The 14,824-nt window shown below is 71.0% G+C and carries 9 protein-coding genes; 2 read left to right on the top strand and 7 right to left on the bottom strand.

Going from position 1 to position 14,824, the window contains the following annotated elements; all coding sequences use genetic code 11:
* Positions 1-12: 12 nt before the first annotated feature.
* From N8J89_RS17420 to N8J89_RS17395, 6 genes are all read right to left on the bottom strand, one after another.
* Complete coding sequence (locus N8J89_RS17420; protein ID WP_283665406.1) at positions 13-2,436, bottom strand: glycoside hydrolase family 95 protein; 2,424 nt, start codon at positions 2,434-2,436, stop codon at positions 13-15.
* 58 nt (positions 2,437-2,494) lie between these two features.
* Positions 2,495-3,631, bottom strand: a complete 1,137-nt coding sequence (locus tag N8J89_RS17415; protein ID WP_283665405.1) for a glycoside hydrolase family 62 protein — start codon at positions 3,629-3,631, stop codon at positions 2,495-2,497.
* A 35-nt stretch (positions 3,632-3,666) separates the two neighbouring features.
* Entirely contained in the window at positions 3,667-4,635 is a 969-nt protein-coding gene (locus tag N8J89_RS17410; RefSeq protein WP_349497490.1) for a glycoside hydrolase family 10 protein, read from the bottom strand.
* Between the two features lie 107 nt (positions 4,636-4,742).
* Complete coding sequence (locus N8J89_RS17405) at positions 4,743-6,050, bottom strand: glycoside hydrolase family 43 protein (RefSeq protein ID WP_283665404.1); 1,308 nt, start codon at positions 6,048-6,050, stop codon at positions 4,743-4,745.
* Positions 6,051-6,129: 79 nt separating this feature from the next.
* On the bottom strand, positions 6,130-7,734 hold the full coding sequence (locus N8J89_RS17400) for a glycoside hydrolase family 43 protein (protein WP_283665403.1): 1,605 nt from the start codon (positions 7,732-7,734) through the stop codon (positions 6,130-6,132).
* A gap of 19 nt (positions 7,735-7,753) precedes the next feature.
* Positions 7,754-10,021: a ricin-type beta-trefoil lectin domain protein gene (locus N8J89_RS17395; protein WP_283665402.1), complete on the bottom strand. Its 2,268-nt coding sequence runs from the start codon at positions 10,019-10,021 to the stop codon at positions 7,754-7,756.
* 447 nt (positions 10,022-10,468) lie between these two features.
* Between N8J89_RS17395 and N8J89_RS17390 the strand changes: the two genes are divergently transcribed.
* Both N8J89_RS17390 and N8J89_RS17385 read left to right on the top strand, forming a co-directional pair.
* A complete protein-coding gene (locus N8J89_RS17390; RefSeq protein ID WP_283665401.1) occupies positions 10,469-11,167 on the top strand; it encodes a FadR/GntR family transcriptional regulator in 699 nt (232 codons plus the stop codon).
* Between the two features lie 144 nt (positions 11,168-11,311).
* Entirely contained in the window at positions 11,312-12,334 is a 1,023-nt protein-coding gene (locus tag N8J89_RS17385; RefSeq protein ID WP_349497489.1) for a LacI family DNA-binding transcriptional regulator, read from the top strand.
* Here N8J89_RS17385 and N8J89_RS17380 read toward each other — a convergent pair.
* Positions 12,327-14,555 (bottom strand): glycosyl hydrolase family 95 catalytic domain-containing protein, encoded by a 2,229-nt coding sequence (locus N8J89_RS17380; protein ID WP_283665399.1) that lies wholly within the window; start codon positions 14,553-14,555, stop codon positions 12,327-12,329. The genes N8J89_RS17385 and N8J89_RS17380 overlap by 8 nt on opposite strands.
* Between the last annotated feature and the right edge of the window lie 269 nt (positions 14,556-14,824).

Genomic DNA, 14,824 nt, shown 5'->3' with positions numbered 1-14,824 from the left:
TCTGCTGTGGCGTTACCGTGCGGTTGCGCGGTAGGTGTGGCCTGCCTGGGCGGTGAACTCGACCAGGTCCGCCTCGGGTCGGCGGGGCTGGACCTGGACGCCACTGGTCTCGTCGCGGAGCTCGAAGCCACCGGTGAACATCCGGCTGCGGACCCGCACCTCGCCGTCGCGGTCGGGGGTGACGGAAAGCTGCTCGATCCGGCCGCCGCGCCAGGCCGCGCCGACGGTGTGCCCGCCGCGCCCGCGCAGTCCCTGGGCACTGCCGGTCGGCCAGGCCGGTGGCAGCGCGGGCAGCAGGTGCAGCTCGCCGTGGTGGCTGTGCAGCAACATCTCCGCGATGCCCGCGGTCGCGCCGAAGTTGCCGTCGATCTGGAACGGCGGGTGCAGGTCGAACATGTTGGGCGCCAACCGTTCCGGCGTCACCAGGTCGCGGATCAGCTGGTGCGCCCGGCCGCCCTCCTCCAGCCGCGCCCAAAAGTTGATCTTCCAGGCGAGTGACCAGCCGGTGCCCGCATCACCGCGCAGCTCGAGGGTCCGGCGGGCGGCGGCGAACAGCTGGGGCGTGCCGCGCCTGGTGATCTGGTTGCTGGGGTGCAGGCCGTACAGGTGCGAGACGTGCCGGTGGTTCGGCTCGGTCTCCACCCAGTCGTGGAGCCACTCCTGGATGTTCCCGCGCGCGCCGACCTTCATCGGGGCCAGGCGGGCCCTGGCGGCCTGCACCTGCCCCCGGAAACCGGCGTCCACGCCGAGCACCTCGCCCGCGCGCACGCAGCCGTCGAACAGGTCGCGCAGGATCTGGGTGTCCATGGTGGGACCCGCGCACACACTCGCGTTCGGGTGGTGCTGGAGCTCCGGCGAGTTGGACGGGCTGGTCACCAGTGACCCCAGCCCCGGTTCCGGCACCAGGGTGTCCAGGAAGAACTGGGCCGCGCCCTTCAGCGCGGGGTAGTTGGCCCGCAGGAACTCCAGGTCGCCGGTGAACCGGTAGTGCTCCCAGATCAGCGTGGCCAGCCACGCCCCGCCGGTCTGCCACATGCCGGCCAGCGCGAAGTCCACCACCGAGGCGCCCCGCCAGCCGTCGGTGTTGTGGTGGGTGACCCAGCCGCGCGCGCCGTACTGCACCTGCGCGGTGCGGGCTCCGGTGACGGTGAGGTCCTTGATCAGGTCGAACACCGGCTGGTGGCACTCGGCGAGGTTGGTCGGGTGCGCGGGCCAGTAGTTCATCGGCAGGTTGGCGTTGATGGTGTACTTCGACTCCCACGGCGGGTTCAGCTGCTCGTTCCAGATCCCTTGCAGGTTGGCCGGTTGGGTGCCCGGCAGGGAGGAGGAGATCAGCAGGTACCGGCCGTACTGGAAGAGCAGGGCGGCGAACTGCGGATCGGCGACCGCGTTGTGCCGCACGATCCGCACGTCGGTCGACTGGTCGGCCGCCACGGTCCGGCCGAGGTCGATCGTGGTGCGCCCGAACAGCTTCCGGTAGCCGGCGACGTGCCGTTCCCGTAGGTTGTCGTAGGCAATGCCTTGCGCGGCAAGAAGATGCCGCCGGGCGATGCCCTGGTGGTCGCCGTTGACGGTGTGGTAGTTGACGTAGCTGGTGCCGATCGAGATCAGCAGCGTCACACTGGTGGCGCCGGAGACCCGCAGCGTGCCACCGGAACTGCCGGTGCTGCCACCCTCGACGACGGCCTTGGCCAGCGCGTGGAAGCGGACCGCGCCCGCGATGCCCCGGTGGTCGCCGGAGCGGCCGTCCAAGGCGATCGTGGTGCTGTCCGGACTGGACGAGCTCGCCCGCTGCGGGGTGGTGAACGAGGCCGAGAACGAGATGGAGCCGGGCTTGTCCGCGGTCAGGCGCACCGCGATCACCTGGTCCGGCGCGCTGGCGAGCACCTCCCGCCGGTGCCGCACGTTGTTCGCCAGGTGAGTCACCACCGTGGTCGCGGTGGTCAGGTCCAGCCACCGCTGGTAACCGGAAACCCCGCTCCCACTGGGAAAACTGAGCCGGAGGTCGCCGACCGGCTGGTAGGCCAGCTGGCCTGCCGGGTTGCCGAGCATGGTGCGGTTGATCAGGTCCTGGGCCCGCGCCCACTGGTCCTGGAACACCAGCCGCCGGATCTCCGGCAGCGCGGCCGCGCCCTGCGGGTTGCTGTAGTCGTGCGGGCCGCCTGCCCACACCGTGTCCTCGTTGAGCTGCAACCGCTCGTGGTCGGTGTTGCCGAAGACCATCGCGCCGAGCCTGCCGTTGCCCACCGGCAGCGCGCGCAGCCAGTCCGCGCCGGCCGGTTTGTCGTACCACAGCGCCAGATCGCCGGCCGCGCGCACCTCCACGGGCGCGACCGACCCGGCCCGGGCCTGCGCGGTCCACGCGGCGGAGGCCAGCGTGGCTCCCACGCCCGCCGCGCCGAGCTTGAGCGCTTGCCGCCGCGTCACATCCGACATCTCGATCCTCCTGGGTGGCCGCCGCCCCGCACGCCGCACGGGGCGGCGGCCGGCTCGGTCAGCAGGTTGAGTTGGTCTGGGTGAGCAGACCCATCCGCCAGGGCAGCCGGATGTACTCACCACCCGCCCTGGGATCCATGCCCTGGTACACGTACTGCAGGCGGCAGGGGTTGATGGTCAGCGTCTGGTCGTTGTTCGCCCGCACCAGTTCGCCGTGGCTGATGTCCTGGGTCCAGGCCCCGCCGGGGAAGCTGACGTTGTTCCGCCCGGCGAAGGGCTGGTTCTCCGTCGCGGCCAGCGGTGTCCACCTGCCGGTGAGGCTGGGCGAGGTGAAGGAGCGGAGGTAGCGCCGCCCGGTGGAGCCGATCGCCTCCTGGATCAGCAGGTACTGGTCCCGGCCGGCGACCTTGTACACGTTGGTCGCCTCGAACAGCGCGAACTTGGCGTCCGACAGCACGATCTGGGTGTTGCCGAAGCCGTTGGGGAAGTTCGCCAGCGAGGTTTGGGCCCGGTAGATGTGGCCGTTGTTGTCGCTGAAGAACAGGTAGCAGTTCGCCGAGTCGCAGATGACCCAGAAGTCGATCCACTGGCCGTCGCCCTTGTTCTGCTGGACGATCGGCGGTTCCTGGGCGATGAAGGTGCGCGGCGCCGACCAGGACCGCGGGTCGGCCGGGTTGGTGCTGGTCGAGTAGGTGGGCGGGGCGGTCTGGTAGACCAGGTACCACAGGTTCTTCGGCGCGAAGTGGAACAGCTGCGGCGCGGCCCGGTACCCGCGGCCGATCGCCGAGGAGGTGTCCAGATAGGTGTGCCGCGCCGAGGCGGCCTGGGACCAGTCGTTGAACGCGTACTGCACCAGTCCCCAGCCGGACGGGCTGGCCGTGGTCGCGTAGACCAGCCAATGGTTGTTGTGCCGCACCACGGAGAAGTCCTTGACCGCCAGCGCGCCGGAGTGCTGGGCGTCCGGCTTCGGACCGGCCAGCACACCGCTGGAGGACCACCGGAAGTTCGACGGCAGGTTCGCCGCGGACTTGTCGCCGTCGGGGTTGGTCACCTGCTGCCCTCCCTGGGGTTCCGGGCTCGCCGCCCGCGCCTCGGTGGGACTCGCTCCGGCCAGCAGACCGGCCAGCAGGGCGGCCACCGCGGCCACCGCCGTGGGCAGCCCGTTCCGTCTCCGGGTTCTCGCCATGCCGAGCATGTGCGTCTCCTTCCTGAAGGCTCACGAATGTGGGGTCACCGTCGGTTGTTCAGGGCCGCGAGCGTCGCCTCGTAGGCCGGCTTCTTGTTGCCGCCCCGGTCGAACAGCAGCGGGTTCTCGTTCGCGCGCCAGGAGTCGCTGTCCCTGATGCCCCAGACGGTGATGCCGGTGCACCTCGGCACGCTCAGGCAGGCCCGGACCGTGTTGCCGTAGGCGTTGGGCGGGGCCTGCGCGATGTCCAGCTCGGTGAGCTGCACGTCGACACCGAGGGCGGCGAAGTTGGCCAGCGTGGTGCGGAAGCTGCCGGGCGCGCCGCCGCTGCCGAAGTGCGCCTGCAGGCCCACGCAGTCGATCGGCACGCCACGGGCCTTGAAGTCGCGGACCAGCCGGTAGACACCCTGGGTCTTGGCCGCGTTCCAGTCCTCGATGTTGTAGTCGTTGTAGCAGAGCTTGGCGCCGGGATCGGCGGCGCGGGCGGTGCGGAAGGCCTGCTCGATGAACCCGTTGCCGAGCACGTCGCGGAACACCGAGGGCCGGAGCTGGCCGCTGCCGCCGTCGGCGAATGCCTCGTTGACCACGTCCCAGGAGTGGATCTGGCCGCGGTACCGCCCGGCCACGGCGTTGATGTGGTTGTTCATCACGCCGCGCAGGGTGTTCGCGTCCCGGATGCCGTTGACCCAGCCGGGCAGCTGGGAGTGCCAGACCAGGGTGTGGCCGCGCAGGCGCTGGCCGCGGCTGCGCGCGTGGCCGGCGATCCGGTCGGCCGCGCCGAAGGTGAAGTTGCCGCGGGAGGGTTCGGTGGCGTCCCACTTCATCTCGTTCTCGGCGGTGACCGAGTTGAACTCCCGGTTGAGGATGTTCGTGTACTGGCCGTCACCCAGCCTGCCCGCGGCCACCGCGGCGCCGAAGTACCGGCCGGTCTGGGCCGCCGAGGCGCCCAGAGTGCTTGCCGCGTGGGCCATCCCGGGTAGCACGGCCATGGTGGCGGTGGCGGTGAGCGTCACGGCAGCCGCGCGGGCAAGCGTTTGCCGCCACCGGCTGGAGGGAAGAGCTGACATGGGCATGGTTGTCCTTTCTCGCCGTGCTGGGCAGGGTCCAGGGCGGTCGCGGGTCACCTGGCGAACTGCCACCAGTTCAGGTTGAACAGGTAGCCGCTGCCGCCGGTGAACCGCAGGTGCAGGTCCTGCGTCCCGGTCGCGCCGCTCACCGGGCAGGACACCGTGGCCCAGTTCTGCCAGCCGCCGGTGCCGGGCACCGTGCACCAGCCGACCAGCGTGCCGTTCGGCCCGCCGAGCCGGAGCTCGATGGCGCCACCGGCCGCGCCCGAGGCCACCCGCGCGGTGAAGGAGCGCGCGCCGCCGCCGAAGGCGACGCTCTTGACCTTGATCCAGTCGCCGTTGTCGATCCAGCCGACGTTCATCCCGCCCTCGCTGGCGCGCTCGGTCTCAATGCCGGAACCCCACGCGATCGTCTCGGCTTCCTGGCGCACAAAGGGGTTCAGCACATCAGCGGGCGGCGGACCGGCCGTGGTCATGGTCATGGTCGGGATCGAGCCGTCGGGGTTGTAGCTGAACTTCTCCACCGCGACCGAGCGGGTGTAGCCGCTGCCGCCGGGCAGTGCGCCGTTGTGGTAGAAGAAGTAGCTGCCGCCCTTGAAGTCGATCAGGCCGGGGTGGTTGGTGAAGCTGCGGCCCTGCGTCGGCATGACCGTGCCCCGGTAGGTCCACGGCCCGGTCGGTCCCGGCGCGGTGGAGTAGGCGATGTGCTCGGAGCAGCACTTCGCGGCGTAGACGTTGTAGTACAGGCCGTTGCGCTTGAACACCCACGGCCCCTCCTCGTACAGGGTCGGCCGGTTGGGATCCCCGGTGCGCGCGCCGAAACCCGCTGGTGTGAGGGGAATCCGGGTGGGACCGCTGCCCGCGTAGGACACCATGTCCGCGTTGAGCTTGACGTACCACAGGTTCGGGTTGCCCCAGTACAGGTAGGCCTGGCCGTCGTCGTCGATGAACACGCTCGGGTCGATCTCGCCGTTCTCCACCAGTGGCCGCCCGATCGCGTCGCGGAACGGCCCGGTCGGGCTGTCCGAGACCGCGACCCCGATGGCGTACCGGCCGGTGGCGCGGCTGGTCACCGGGACGTACCAGTAGAACTTGCCGTTGCGGTACACCGCCTGCCCGGCCCACGCGTCGGAGCGGGCCCAGCTGAACGTGGCCAGACTCAACGGCGAACCGTGGTCGGTCCAGTTCACCATGTCCGCCGAGGACCACACCCGCCAGTCCTTCATGGTGAAGGTGGTGGAGCCGTCCTCGTCGTGTCCGGTGTAGAGGTAGACGCGGCCGTCGTGCACCAGCGGCGAGGGATCGGCGGTGTAGACGTGCTGGACGATGGGGTTGTCCGCGCTGGCGACGGCGGGTGACATCGCCAGCAGGCATGCGACAGCCAGGAGTGCCAAGCGTTTCACGATGACGCCTTCCTTCGACGGTCGAGCGGGAAGGTGGTTACGGGGTGGTCAGCTCGAAGCGCTGGAGGGTGACCGCGCCGCCGAGTGCCTGGGTGGCGTGGTTGAAGATGGCGAACCGGTAGCCCATGAAGAAGGTCCAGTTGTGGTTCAGGGTGAACCCGGGCCCGAGCGGGGTGAAGTTCACCCCGTCGGCGCTGTAGGAGAAGCGGGCCTGCCTGCCCGCGCCGGGCCGGACGTCGGCGTTGGCACGCAGGAAGATCCGGCTGCCGCTGAAGCTCGCGCCGGCGGCCTCGCGGCCGGTGCCGGTGGTGTTCCAGCTGCCGTCCATGGTGAGGCCGTTGACCATCACCACGCGGTTGCGGCCGCCTTCCCGCTTGACCCCGATCCAGGCCGAGGAGTCCCGCAGCACGGCCAGCCCGGTGCGGTCGCCGTCGCGCATGCCGGAGAGGTCCAGTGCGATCGTCGCGGTCGAGCTCGGGCCGGTGATGCGGTGGGTCAGGGTGTTGCGCGCGGAGGACAGGTCGTTGGTGACCGTCGCCGTCCGCAGCCGCAAACCGTTGCTGGCAGACCACTTCGTGTCGTCGGGGTTGTGGTTCCACTCCCATTCGGGGCCGAGTCCGGGGCCGGGGAAGGTGTCCACGCCGAGCATCGGTTTCAGCGGGCGCGAGGGCAGCTTCGGGAACGGGTAGCTCTTGCCCCATGCGCCGTTGACGGTCTGGAGCCGCGGCCAGCCGTCGGCGGTCCAGGTGACCGGCGCGAGCACCGGCACCCGGCCGCCGGGGTAGGCGTCGACGAAGGCCAGGTAGTGCCAGTCACCGTGCTGGGTCTGCACCAGGCCGCCCTGGTGCGGCACGCCGCCGCCCTGGATCGGGCCCGGCATGTCCAGCAGCAGCTGCTGGATCGCGTACGGCCCGAAGGGTCCGTTGGTCGACTTCAGGATGTACTGCCCGTTCGCGGGGCGGGTGAGGAAGATGTAGTAGTCGTTGCCGCGCTTGTAGAACCGGGCGCCTTCCAGGGTGCCGATGTCCGGCGGAGTGCTGAACACCTGCTGCGAGCGCACCTCGGTCCGGCCGTCCGGCGACAGCTGCGCGACGCTGATGTTCTTGTTGCCGTAGGCCACGTACATCGTGTCGTTGTCGTCGATCAACAGACCGGCGTCGTAGTAGCACTTGTTGATGGTGGTGTGCCGCCGCCACGGCCCCTCGACCGCGGCCGCGGTGTAGATGTGCGTCTTGTCGAAGTCGACGCAGCCACCCCAGTAGAACGTGTTGTCGCTCTTGCGGTGGTTGAGGAAGGAGGCCCAAACGCCCCGGACGTAGCCCCGGCCGCCGTTGAGGTCGTACTTCGCGCCGAAGTCCAGCTTCGGCACCGACTGACCGGCCACCTCCCAGTGCACCAGGTCGTAGGAGCGCAGGATCGGCGCGCCCGGCGAGTAGTGCATGGTGGAGGCCGAGTAGTAGTAGGTGTCGCCGACCCGGATGATGTCCGGATCCGCGAAGTCCTGCCACAGCAACGGATTGTTGTACGTCGCGCTCGGCTGGGGCACGGGGTCGGCCGGTGCCGCGCCGGTGACGCTGACCAGCAGGCTGAGGGTCGCCGCGATGGCCAAGGCCGCGCTGCGCAGTCTTCGTTGACGTGACATCACACTGGCCCTTCCCTGGTCAGGCGCGAGCCCACTGCTGGCTGGGTTGGTCGTTGCAGGTCCACAGGACCAGCCGCGACCCGTTGGCGGTGGCGGCCTGGTTGACGGCCAGGCACAGTCCGGAGTGGACGTTGGTGACCGAACCGTTGGCGTTGAGGGTCCACTTCTGGTTGTCCTGACCGTTGCAGGGCCAGGTGAACACCCGGGTTCCGTTGGCGGTGCCCCGGTTCTCCGCGTCCAGGCACTTGTCGCCGAAGACCCGGACCTCGCCGCCGGCCCAGGTCGTCCACAGCTGGTTCGCGGCGGTGTGGCAGTCCCAGATCACCGCGGCCGCACCGGATGCGGTCGAGCCGTTGTCGACGTCGAGGCAGCGGCCCGACCCGCCCCGCAGCCGGGAGGTCGTGCTGGCCAACGGAGTCCCACCGGAGACCCGGTACACCGCGACGCCGTGCGCGGGCACGTTCGCGCTGATCTGGCCACTGCTGGCGGCCGTGACCCCGGTCCACAGGTCGGTCAGGGTGAACGAGCCGCCGGCGAGGCCGATCTGCGCGGCCGTGGTGCTGATCGTGGCCGCGCCGCCGCCGCGGTTGAACAGGCCGACCGCCACCGAGCCGTCGGCCAGCGGCTTGGCGAAGACCTCGGTCGCGCCGTCGTCGCGGACCCGCTTGCCACCGAGGCCGAGGCGGTCCTGGTTCACCGCGAGCAGCCGGGAGTTGCGCAGGATCGCGCTCACGTCAGCGGACATGGTGCGGATGTCGTTGCCTGCCATCAGCGGCGCGGCCATCAGCGCCCACAGCGCGAAGTGCGCGCGCGACTCGGTCAGCGACAGTCCCGGCCTGCCGACCACCAGCATGTCGGGGTCGTTGAAGTGGCCCGGCCGGTTCTGCGCGGCCAGCGGAGCGTTGATGTCGACGACGTTGCCGACCCCCATCGGGTAGCTGTTGACGTTGCCGTTCTGCCAGATGTCGAGCAGGTCCTCGGTGGTGCGCCACAGGTCGGCGACCTGGCCCCAGTCGTACTCGTCCCCGGTGATCGTGTGGAAGCTGTTCGGGTTGATGCTGTAGACGATCGGCCGCCCGGTGGCGCGCAACGCGTCCCGCATCAGCCGGAACCGGGCGACCTGCTCGTCCCTGCTGCCCTCCGGCGAGCACCAGTCGTACTTGAGGTAGTCCACCCCCCAGGAGGCGAAGGTGCGGGCGTCCTGGGCCTCGTGCCCCTTGCTGCCGGTCTGGCCAGGGTAGTTGCCCACCCGCTGGGCGCACGTGCGCTCGGTCGGCACCTGGTAGATGCCGAACTTCAGGCCCCGGCTGTGGATGTAGTCCCCCAGCGCCTTCATCCCGCTCGGGAACTTGGTCGGGTTGGCCCGCAGGTTGCCCTGGGCGTCGCGCTGCGGGTCGAACCAGCAGTCGTCGACCACCACGTACTGGTAGCCCGCCGTCCGCATCCCCGAGCTGACCATCGCGTCGGCCGCCTGGCGGACCGTGGTCTCGTTGACGTTGCAGCCGAAGCTGTTCCAGCTGTTCCACCCCAGCGGCGGGGTGGCCGCCGGGTTGTCCGCCTCCGGCGCGCCGACGGTCTCCGGTGCCGTCCGCAGCGCGCTGAACCAGGCCGCGGCCATCTTGTCGTGGCCCGCCGCGCTCGGGTGGATGCCGTCGTAGAGGTCGGCGGGGCGCAGCGCGGCGTGCATGTCGACCAGGCGCACCCGCTTGCCCGCGTTCACCTTGCTCCGCACGATGCCGGGGATCCTGGCGTTGTACGCGCGCACGTTCGCCTCCTGGCCGGGGTTGGCCAGCGGGATGATGGTGGCGACGAGCACCTCGGCGGCCGGTGCGGCCGCGGTGATGCGATCGAGCAATGTGGACAGTCGGGCCGGCGCGTTCGGCAGGTCGCGGTTCTGCAGCACGTCGTTGGTGCCGATGTGCAGCAACACCGTGCGCGGGGTGTGCCGCCGCAGCCAGCCGGTGACGTTGGCCTCGATCTGGTCGATCCGCCAGCCGGGATGCCCCTCGTGGTCGCGGTCCCCCAGGCTCGACGGCCCGTTGGCCAGCGACCCCACGAAGTCCACCCGGTGCCCCGCCCCGGTCAGCCGTCGCCACAGCCCGGTCCGGTACGCGCCGGGCACGGCCACGCCTTCGGTGATCGAGTCACCCAGCGGCATCACCCGCAGGTCGGCGGCGGGTGCGGCGCCGGCCGGGACACCGGCGAGCACCGCCGCGGCCAGCAGGGCGGAGACGAGGACGCCCAGCGCCCGCGCACCACGACTGGGAACAAACGATTTACCGCGCATGAGAACCCCAATAGGTTCGTACGAGCCGTAATACAACGTTAATGTGAACGCTAACATGACGCTACTCGACTGAACAATGCGTCCATTCCGGGGACCTAATTCGACACCGTGGTCGAATTCATCGAACAGGCTCGTCAGACGGCCTGTTCACGGTTCCGGAGCACAATTACCGGCATTTCGAAAAGACTACGTCCCGAGCATTCACCGCTATTCGGGAACAGGGCAATGCCGCGACAACTGGACCGCTGGGTCAGTGCCGCGTTCCCGGTGAGTCGGCGGACCACCCGGCTGGTCACGCCGGTGGCCGCTGCTCGGTTCGTGGACTCCTTCGTCGCCGGCGATGCGGACCGCAGACAACATATGTATGTATAGAAGAAGCGGGCCGGATCGTCCAGTCACTACTTCAGTCGGTAACAGACGTCATATGTCTGGCCGTATGGTCGAGGCGTGTCCCTCACCGACGAGGCGATCGCCCGCATCCGCGCGCTGATCCAGTCCGGGAAGCTGCCACCCGGCGCGAAACTGCCGCCTGAACAGCAGTTGGCCGCCGAACTGGGCATCTCCCGCAGCCCCATGCGCGAGGCGGTCAAGGCATTGGCCGTCACCCGGGTACTCGACGTGCGCCGCGGTGACGGCACCTATGTCACCAGCCTCGCCCCCGCCGTCCTGCTCGAAGGACTCGGCCTGGCGGTGGAGCTGATGCAGGACAACACCTTGCTCGAACTCACCGAGGCACGCCGCCTGTTCGAGCCAATTGCCACCGGACTCGCCGCCACCAGAGCCACCCCCGCCCACCTCGCCGAGATCCGCGGCCACCTGGACGCGATGCACGCGGCCAGGGAGGACGTCGAGCTGCTCAACAAGCACGACGCCGCCTTCCACCGCGCGGTCGTCGCGGCCACCGGCAACGAGACCCTGACCACGATCGTCGACGGCATCTCCAGCAGCACCCTGCGCGCCCGGGTGTGGCGCGGCCTGGTCGAGGCCGGTTCCGCCGACCGCACCCTGGCCGAACACGAGGCCATCTACGCCGCACTCGTCGAAGGCGACGCCGGCCTCGCGCAGGCGGCGGCCCTCATGCACGTCAGCACCACCGAGCGGTGGCTGCGCCAGGCGCACGAAGCGGGTCGGACCGCCGAGGAGTAGCACCGCACCGAGGGGGTCGGCTCCGCCCACGCGACCGGGGTGCACCTGGACAACACGCTCGCCGACTACCGCCGCGAGATCCAGCGCCGAGTCTTCGGCTGACCGCGGCCGCGGTGGCACTACCATGCCTGGCAGGCAACCGGCGTGGCGCGAAGGGCGGGCATGATCACCATCAAAGAGGTCGCCCGCCACGCCGGGGTCTCCACCAGCACCGTCTCCTACGTGCTCAGCGGCAAGCGGGCCATCTCCGAGGCGACCAGGCGCCGGGTGCAGCGCAGCATCGCCGCGCTCGGCTACCACCCCAACGCCGGGGCCCGCGCGCTGGCCTCGAACCGGTCCCAGGTGCTCGGCCTGGTGGTGCCGTTGCGGTCCGGGCTGAACATGCCGGTGATCATGCAGTTCGTCTCCGCGATCGCCTCGGCCGCGCGCGCCCACGACTACGACGTGCTGCTGCTGACCAACGAGGCCGGTCCCGGTGAGGCGCACCGGGTCACCGCGCGGGCGATGGCGGACGCGATCATCGTGATGGACGTGGAGAGCGCGGATCCGCGGGTGCCCGAGCTGCGCGCGGTGGACGCGCCGGTGGTGCTGCTCGGCATGCCCGACGACCACGACGGGCTCAGCTGCGCCGACCTCGACTTCGCCGCCGCGGGCCGGCAGCTGGCCGCCCACCTCGGCGAGCGCGGCCACCGCTCGATCGCGCTGATCGGCTCGCCCCCCGCGGTGTACCAGCGGGGCACCAGCTACGCCGCGCGGCTGCTGGCCGGGTTCGAGGGCGAGGCCGGCAAGCGCGGCCTGACCTCCTCGGCGCATCCCTGCTCCCCCGCCTACGACGCGGTGGTGCGGTGCCTGGACGAGGTGCTGGCTCCCGGACGCGCGGTCACCGGCCTGGTGGTGCACAACGAGGCGGTGCTGGGTTCGCTGCTGCTGGAGCTGCAACGCCGGTCGCTGCGGGTGCCCGAGGACCTGTCGGTGATCACGCTGTGCCCGGACGAGGTCGCGGAGAACCAGTCCGTGCCACTCACCTCGGTCGCCATTCCGGTGGACGAGCTGGGCGCGATGGCGGTCGAGATGGTGATGTCCCGGCTCGAACAGGAGCACCCGCCGGAGGTGCGGCTGCTCCAGCCCCGGCTCACCGACCGCGGCAGCACCACCGCCCTCAACTGAGCCCGGTCAGTCTGCCGTCGAGCACCTGGTGGCCGCCGGGCCCCAGGCGCGCCAGGTGGTCCCGGTAGCGCACCGCGATCGGCGACCGGAGGCCGTGCACGACCACCGTGGTCAGCTCGCCGTCATCCCAGGCCAGATCCACGGTGACGCCGCCAGGTGCGCGCAGGCCCAGCACCGAACCGCGGGGCCAGGCCCTGGGCAGCGCGGGCAGCAGCCGCAGCTCGCCCGGATGGCCCTGCACCAGCATCTCGGCGATGGCCGCGGTGATGCCGAAGTTGCCGTCGATCTGGAACGGCGGGTGCGCGCAGAACAGGTTGCGGTACACACCGCCCTGCCCGCTGCGCACGGTGGCATCGGCCAGGAACTGGGCGAGCAGCTCCGCGGCGCGGTCGCGGTCACCGAGCCGGGCCCACAGCGCGGTCTTCCAGGCCAGCGACCAGCCGGTGCCCGCGTCGCCCCGCGCCAGCAGCGCCCGCCGGGCCGCCGCGGCCAGCGCCGGGGTGCGCACCGGGTCGATCCGCTGCCCCGGGTACAGGCCGACCAGGTGGGAGACGTGCCGGTGGCCCGGTTCGGCGTCGGGCAGCTCGGCCGCCCACTCCAGCAGCTGACCGCGTGCGCCGAGCGGCGGCGCGGGCAGCCTGCACAGCAACGCGTCCGCGCGCGCCACCACCTCGTCCCCGGTCAGGCCGAGCGCCTCCGCGGCCGCGGCGAGGCAGCGGAACAGCTCCCAGGTCAGCGCCAGGTCCATGGTCGCGCCGACGCCCACCGCGGCAGGCTGACCCGCGGCGTCGAGGTAGTGGTTCTCCGGCGAGGTCGACGGCGCGGTGGTCAGCCCGCCCTCGTGCTCGATCAGCCAGGCCGCGCAGAACTCCGCCGCGCCGCGGATCACCGGCCAGGCCCGCTCGCGCAGCCAGTCCAGGTCGCCGCCGAACTCGAAGTGCTGCCACAGGTGCAGGCACAGCCAGGCGCCGGCCATCGGCCAGTTCGCCCACGCCGGATCGCCGGTGCCCTCGCCCACCGGGGTGGCCAGGCACCACGGGTCGCTGTTGTGGTGGGCCGTCCAGCCGGGCGCGGCGTAGAGCGCCTTGGCCACCAGCTGGCCGTGGGTGGCCAGCCGTTCGACGAACTCCAGCAGCGGTTCGTGGCACTCGGGCAGCCCGGTGACCTCGGCGGGCCAGTAGTTCATCGGCAGGTTGATGTTGAGCGTGTAGTTGCCCCGCCACGGCGGCTCCACATGCGGGTTCCAGATGCCCTGCAGGTTGGCCGGCAGCGTGCCCGGCCGCGAGCTGGTGATCAGCAGGTAGCGCCCGAAGTGGAACAGCAGCGCGGCCAGCCCCGGGTCCGCGCGCGTGATCCGCTCGTCGGTCGGCAGGTCGGGGGCCTGCCCGAGGTCCAGCCGCACCCGGTCGAACAGTTCCCGGTGCGCGGCAACGGCTTCCGCCCGCAACCGCGCCCAGCCCAGCCACCGGGCCTGTTCGGCGCGCGCGGTGGCCAGCCGGGCACACTCGGCCGGATCCCGTTCCGGCTCGGTGTCCGGGCCGCGGTATCCCGCCTCGGTGGCCACGTACACGGTCACCGCGTCCGGCCCGTCCCGCTCGACCACGGCCGCCACCGCGTAGGCCATCCCGGCCACACCGGACAGCCCGGTCACGTCACCGCCGCCGAAACCGTTGCCACCAAGGGCGTTCTCCAGCCGCACCGCCACCTCGACCGCGTTGCCGCCCTCGGCCCGCACCCGCCAGGCCAGCACGTGCAGACCTGGATGGCACACCGCTTCCCGTTGCACCCCAACGTCCCCGACCCGGTAGCTGACCGTCTGCACCCCGGTGCCCAGGTCCAGCCGCCGCCGGTAGGCCCCGGACGTCCCGTCCCGCCCGACGAGGCGCACGTCCAGCCACAGGTCGGCGAGCGGGAGGTAGCGAGCGGTGTCCGGGCCCTGGATGGTCCGCAGCAGGGCATCCGCGCCCGCCGCGTCACCGGCCAGCGCGAGCCGCCGGGCGCGTGCCACCGCGGTCGGATCGCCGTGCGGCGGCCGCATCGGCCCGCCGGTCCACAGCCGGTCGTCGTTGAGCTGGAGCAGCTCGCGGTCCACTCCGCCGAAGGCCATCGCCCCCAGCCGCCCGGTGCCCAGCGGCAGCGCCTCCTCCCAGACCTGGGCGGGCGTGCGGAACCACAGCAGGGTGTCCGCGCCGTGCCGAGCCGCGTCAGCGCTGGTGACCACGCCGCTACCGCCTTCTTGTCGAAGCGCTTCGATCCGGATTGAGGGTGAGCAGACGCTGCCACAACGTCATACAGCAGTCAACAGGGCACGTCCTGAGCCCGCCGCTATCGATGCGTTTCAACGATGAAATGCCCGGCCACCCGCTCTTCGCGGCCGTCCACGACCGCATGAGCCGCTCGCCGCAAGACCACGTGCTCGCCACCCGCCAGCGCCGGGGCGAACCTGCCGTACTTCCACCGCGCGGAGCGGGTGATCGCCACCGAACCGGA

The organism is Crossiella sp. CA-258035 (assembly GCF_030064675.1).
Taxonomy (GTDB): domain Bacteria; phylum Actinomycetota; class Actinomycetes; order Mycobacteriales; family Pseudonocardiaceae; genus Crossiella.
Note: the sequence above shows the minus strand (reverse complement) of the source record. Positions and strands in the feature narration are given on the sequence as shown.

Bases quoted from the DNA above. Each gene is read 5' to 3' on its own strand.
- N8J89_RS17420 (WP_283665406.1), bottom strand. From the start codon at position 2,436: ATGTCGGATGTGACGCGGCGGCAAGCGCTCAAGCTCGGCGCGGCGGGC.
- N8J89_RS17400 (WP_283665403.1), bottom strand. From the start codon at position 7,734: ATGTCACGTCAACGAAGACTGCGCAGCGCGGCCTTGGCCATCGCGGCG.
- N8J89_RS17415 (WP_283665405.1), bottom strand. From the start codon at position 3,631: ATGCTCGGCATGGCGAGAACCCGGAGACGGAACGGGCTGCCCACGGCG.
- N8J89_RS17395 (WP_283665402.1), bottom strand. From the start codon at position 10,021: ATGCGCGGTAAATCGTTTGTTCCCAGTCGTGGTGCGCGGGCGCTGGGC.
- N8J89_RS17405 (WP_283665404.1), bottom strand. From the start codon at position 6,050: ATGTCACCCGCCGTCGCCAGCGCGGACAACCCCATCGTCCAGCACGTC.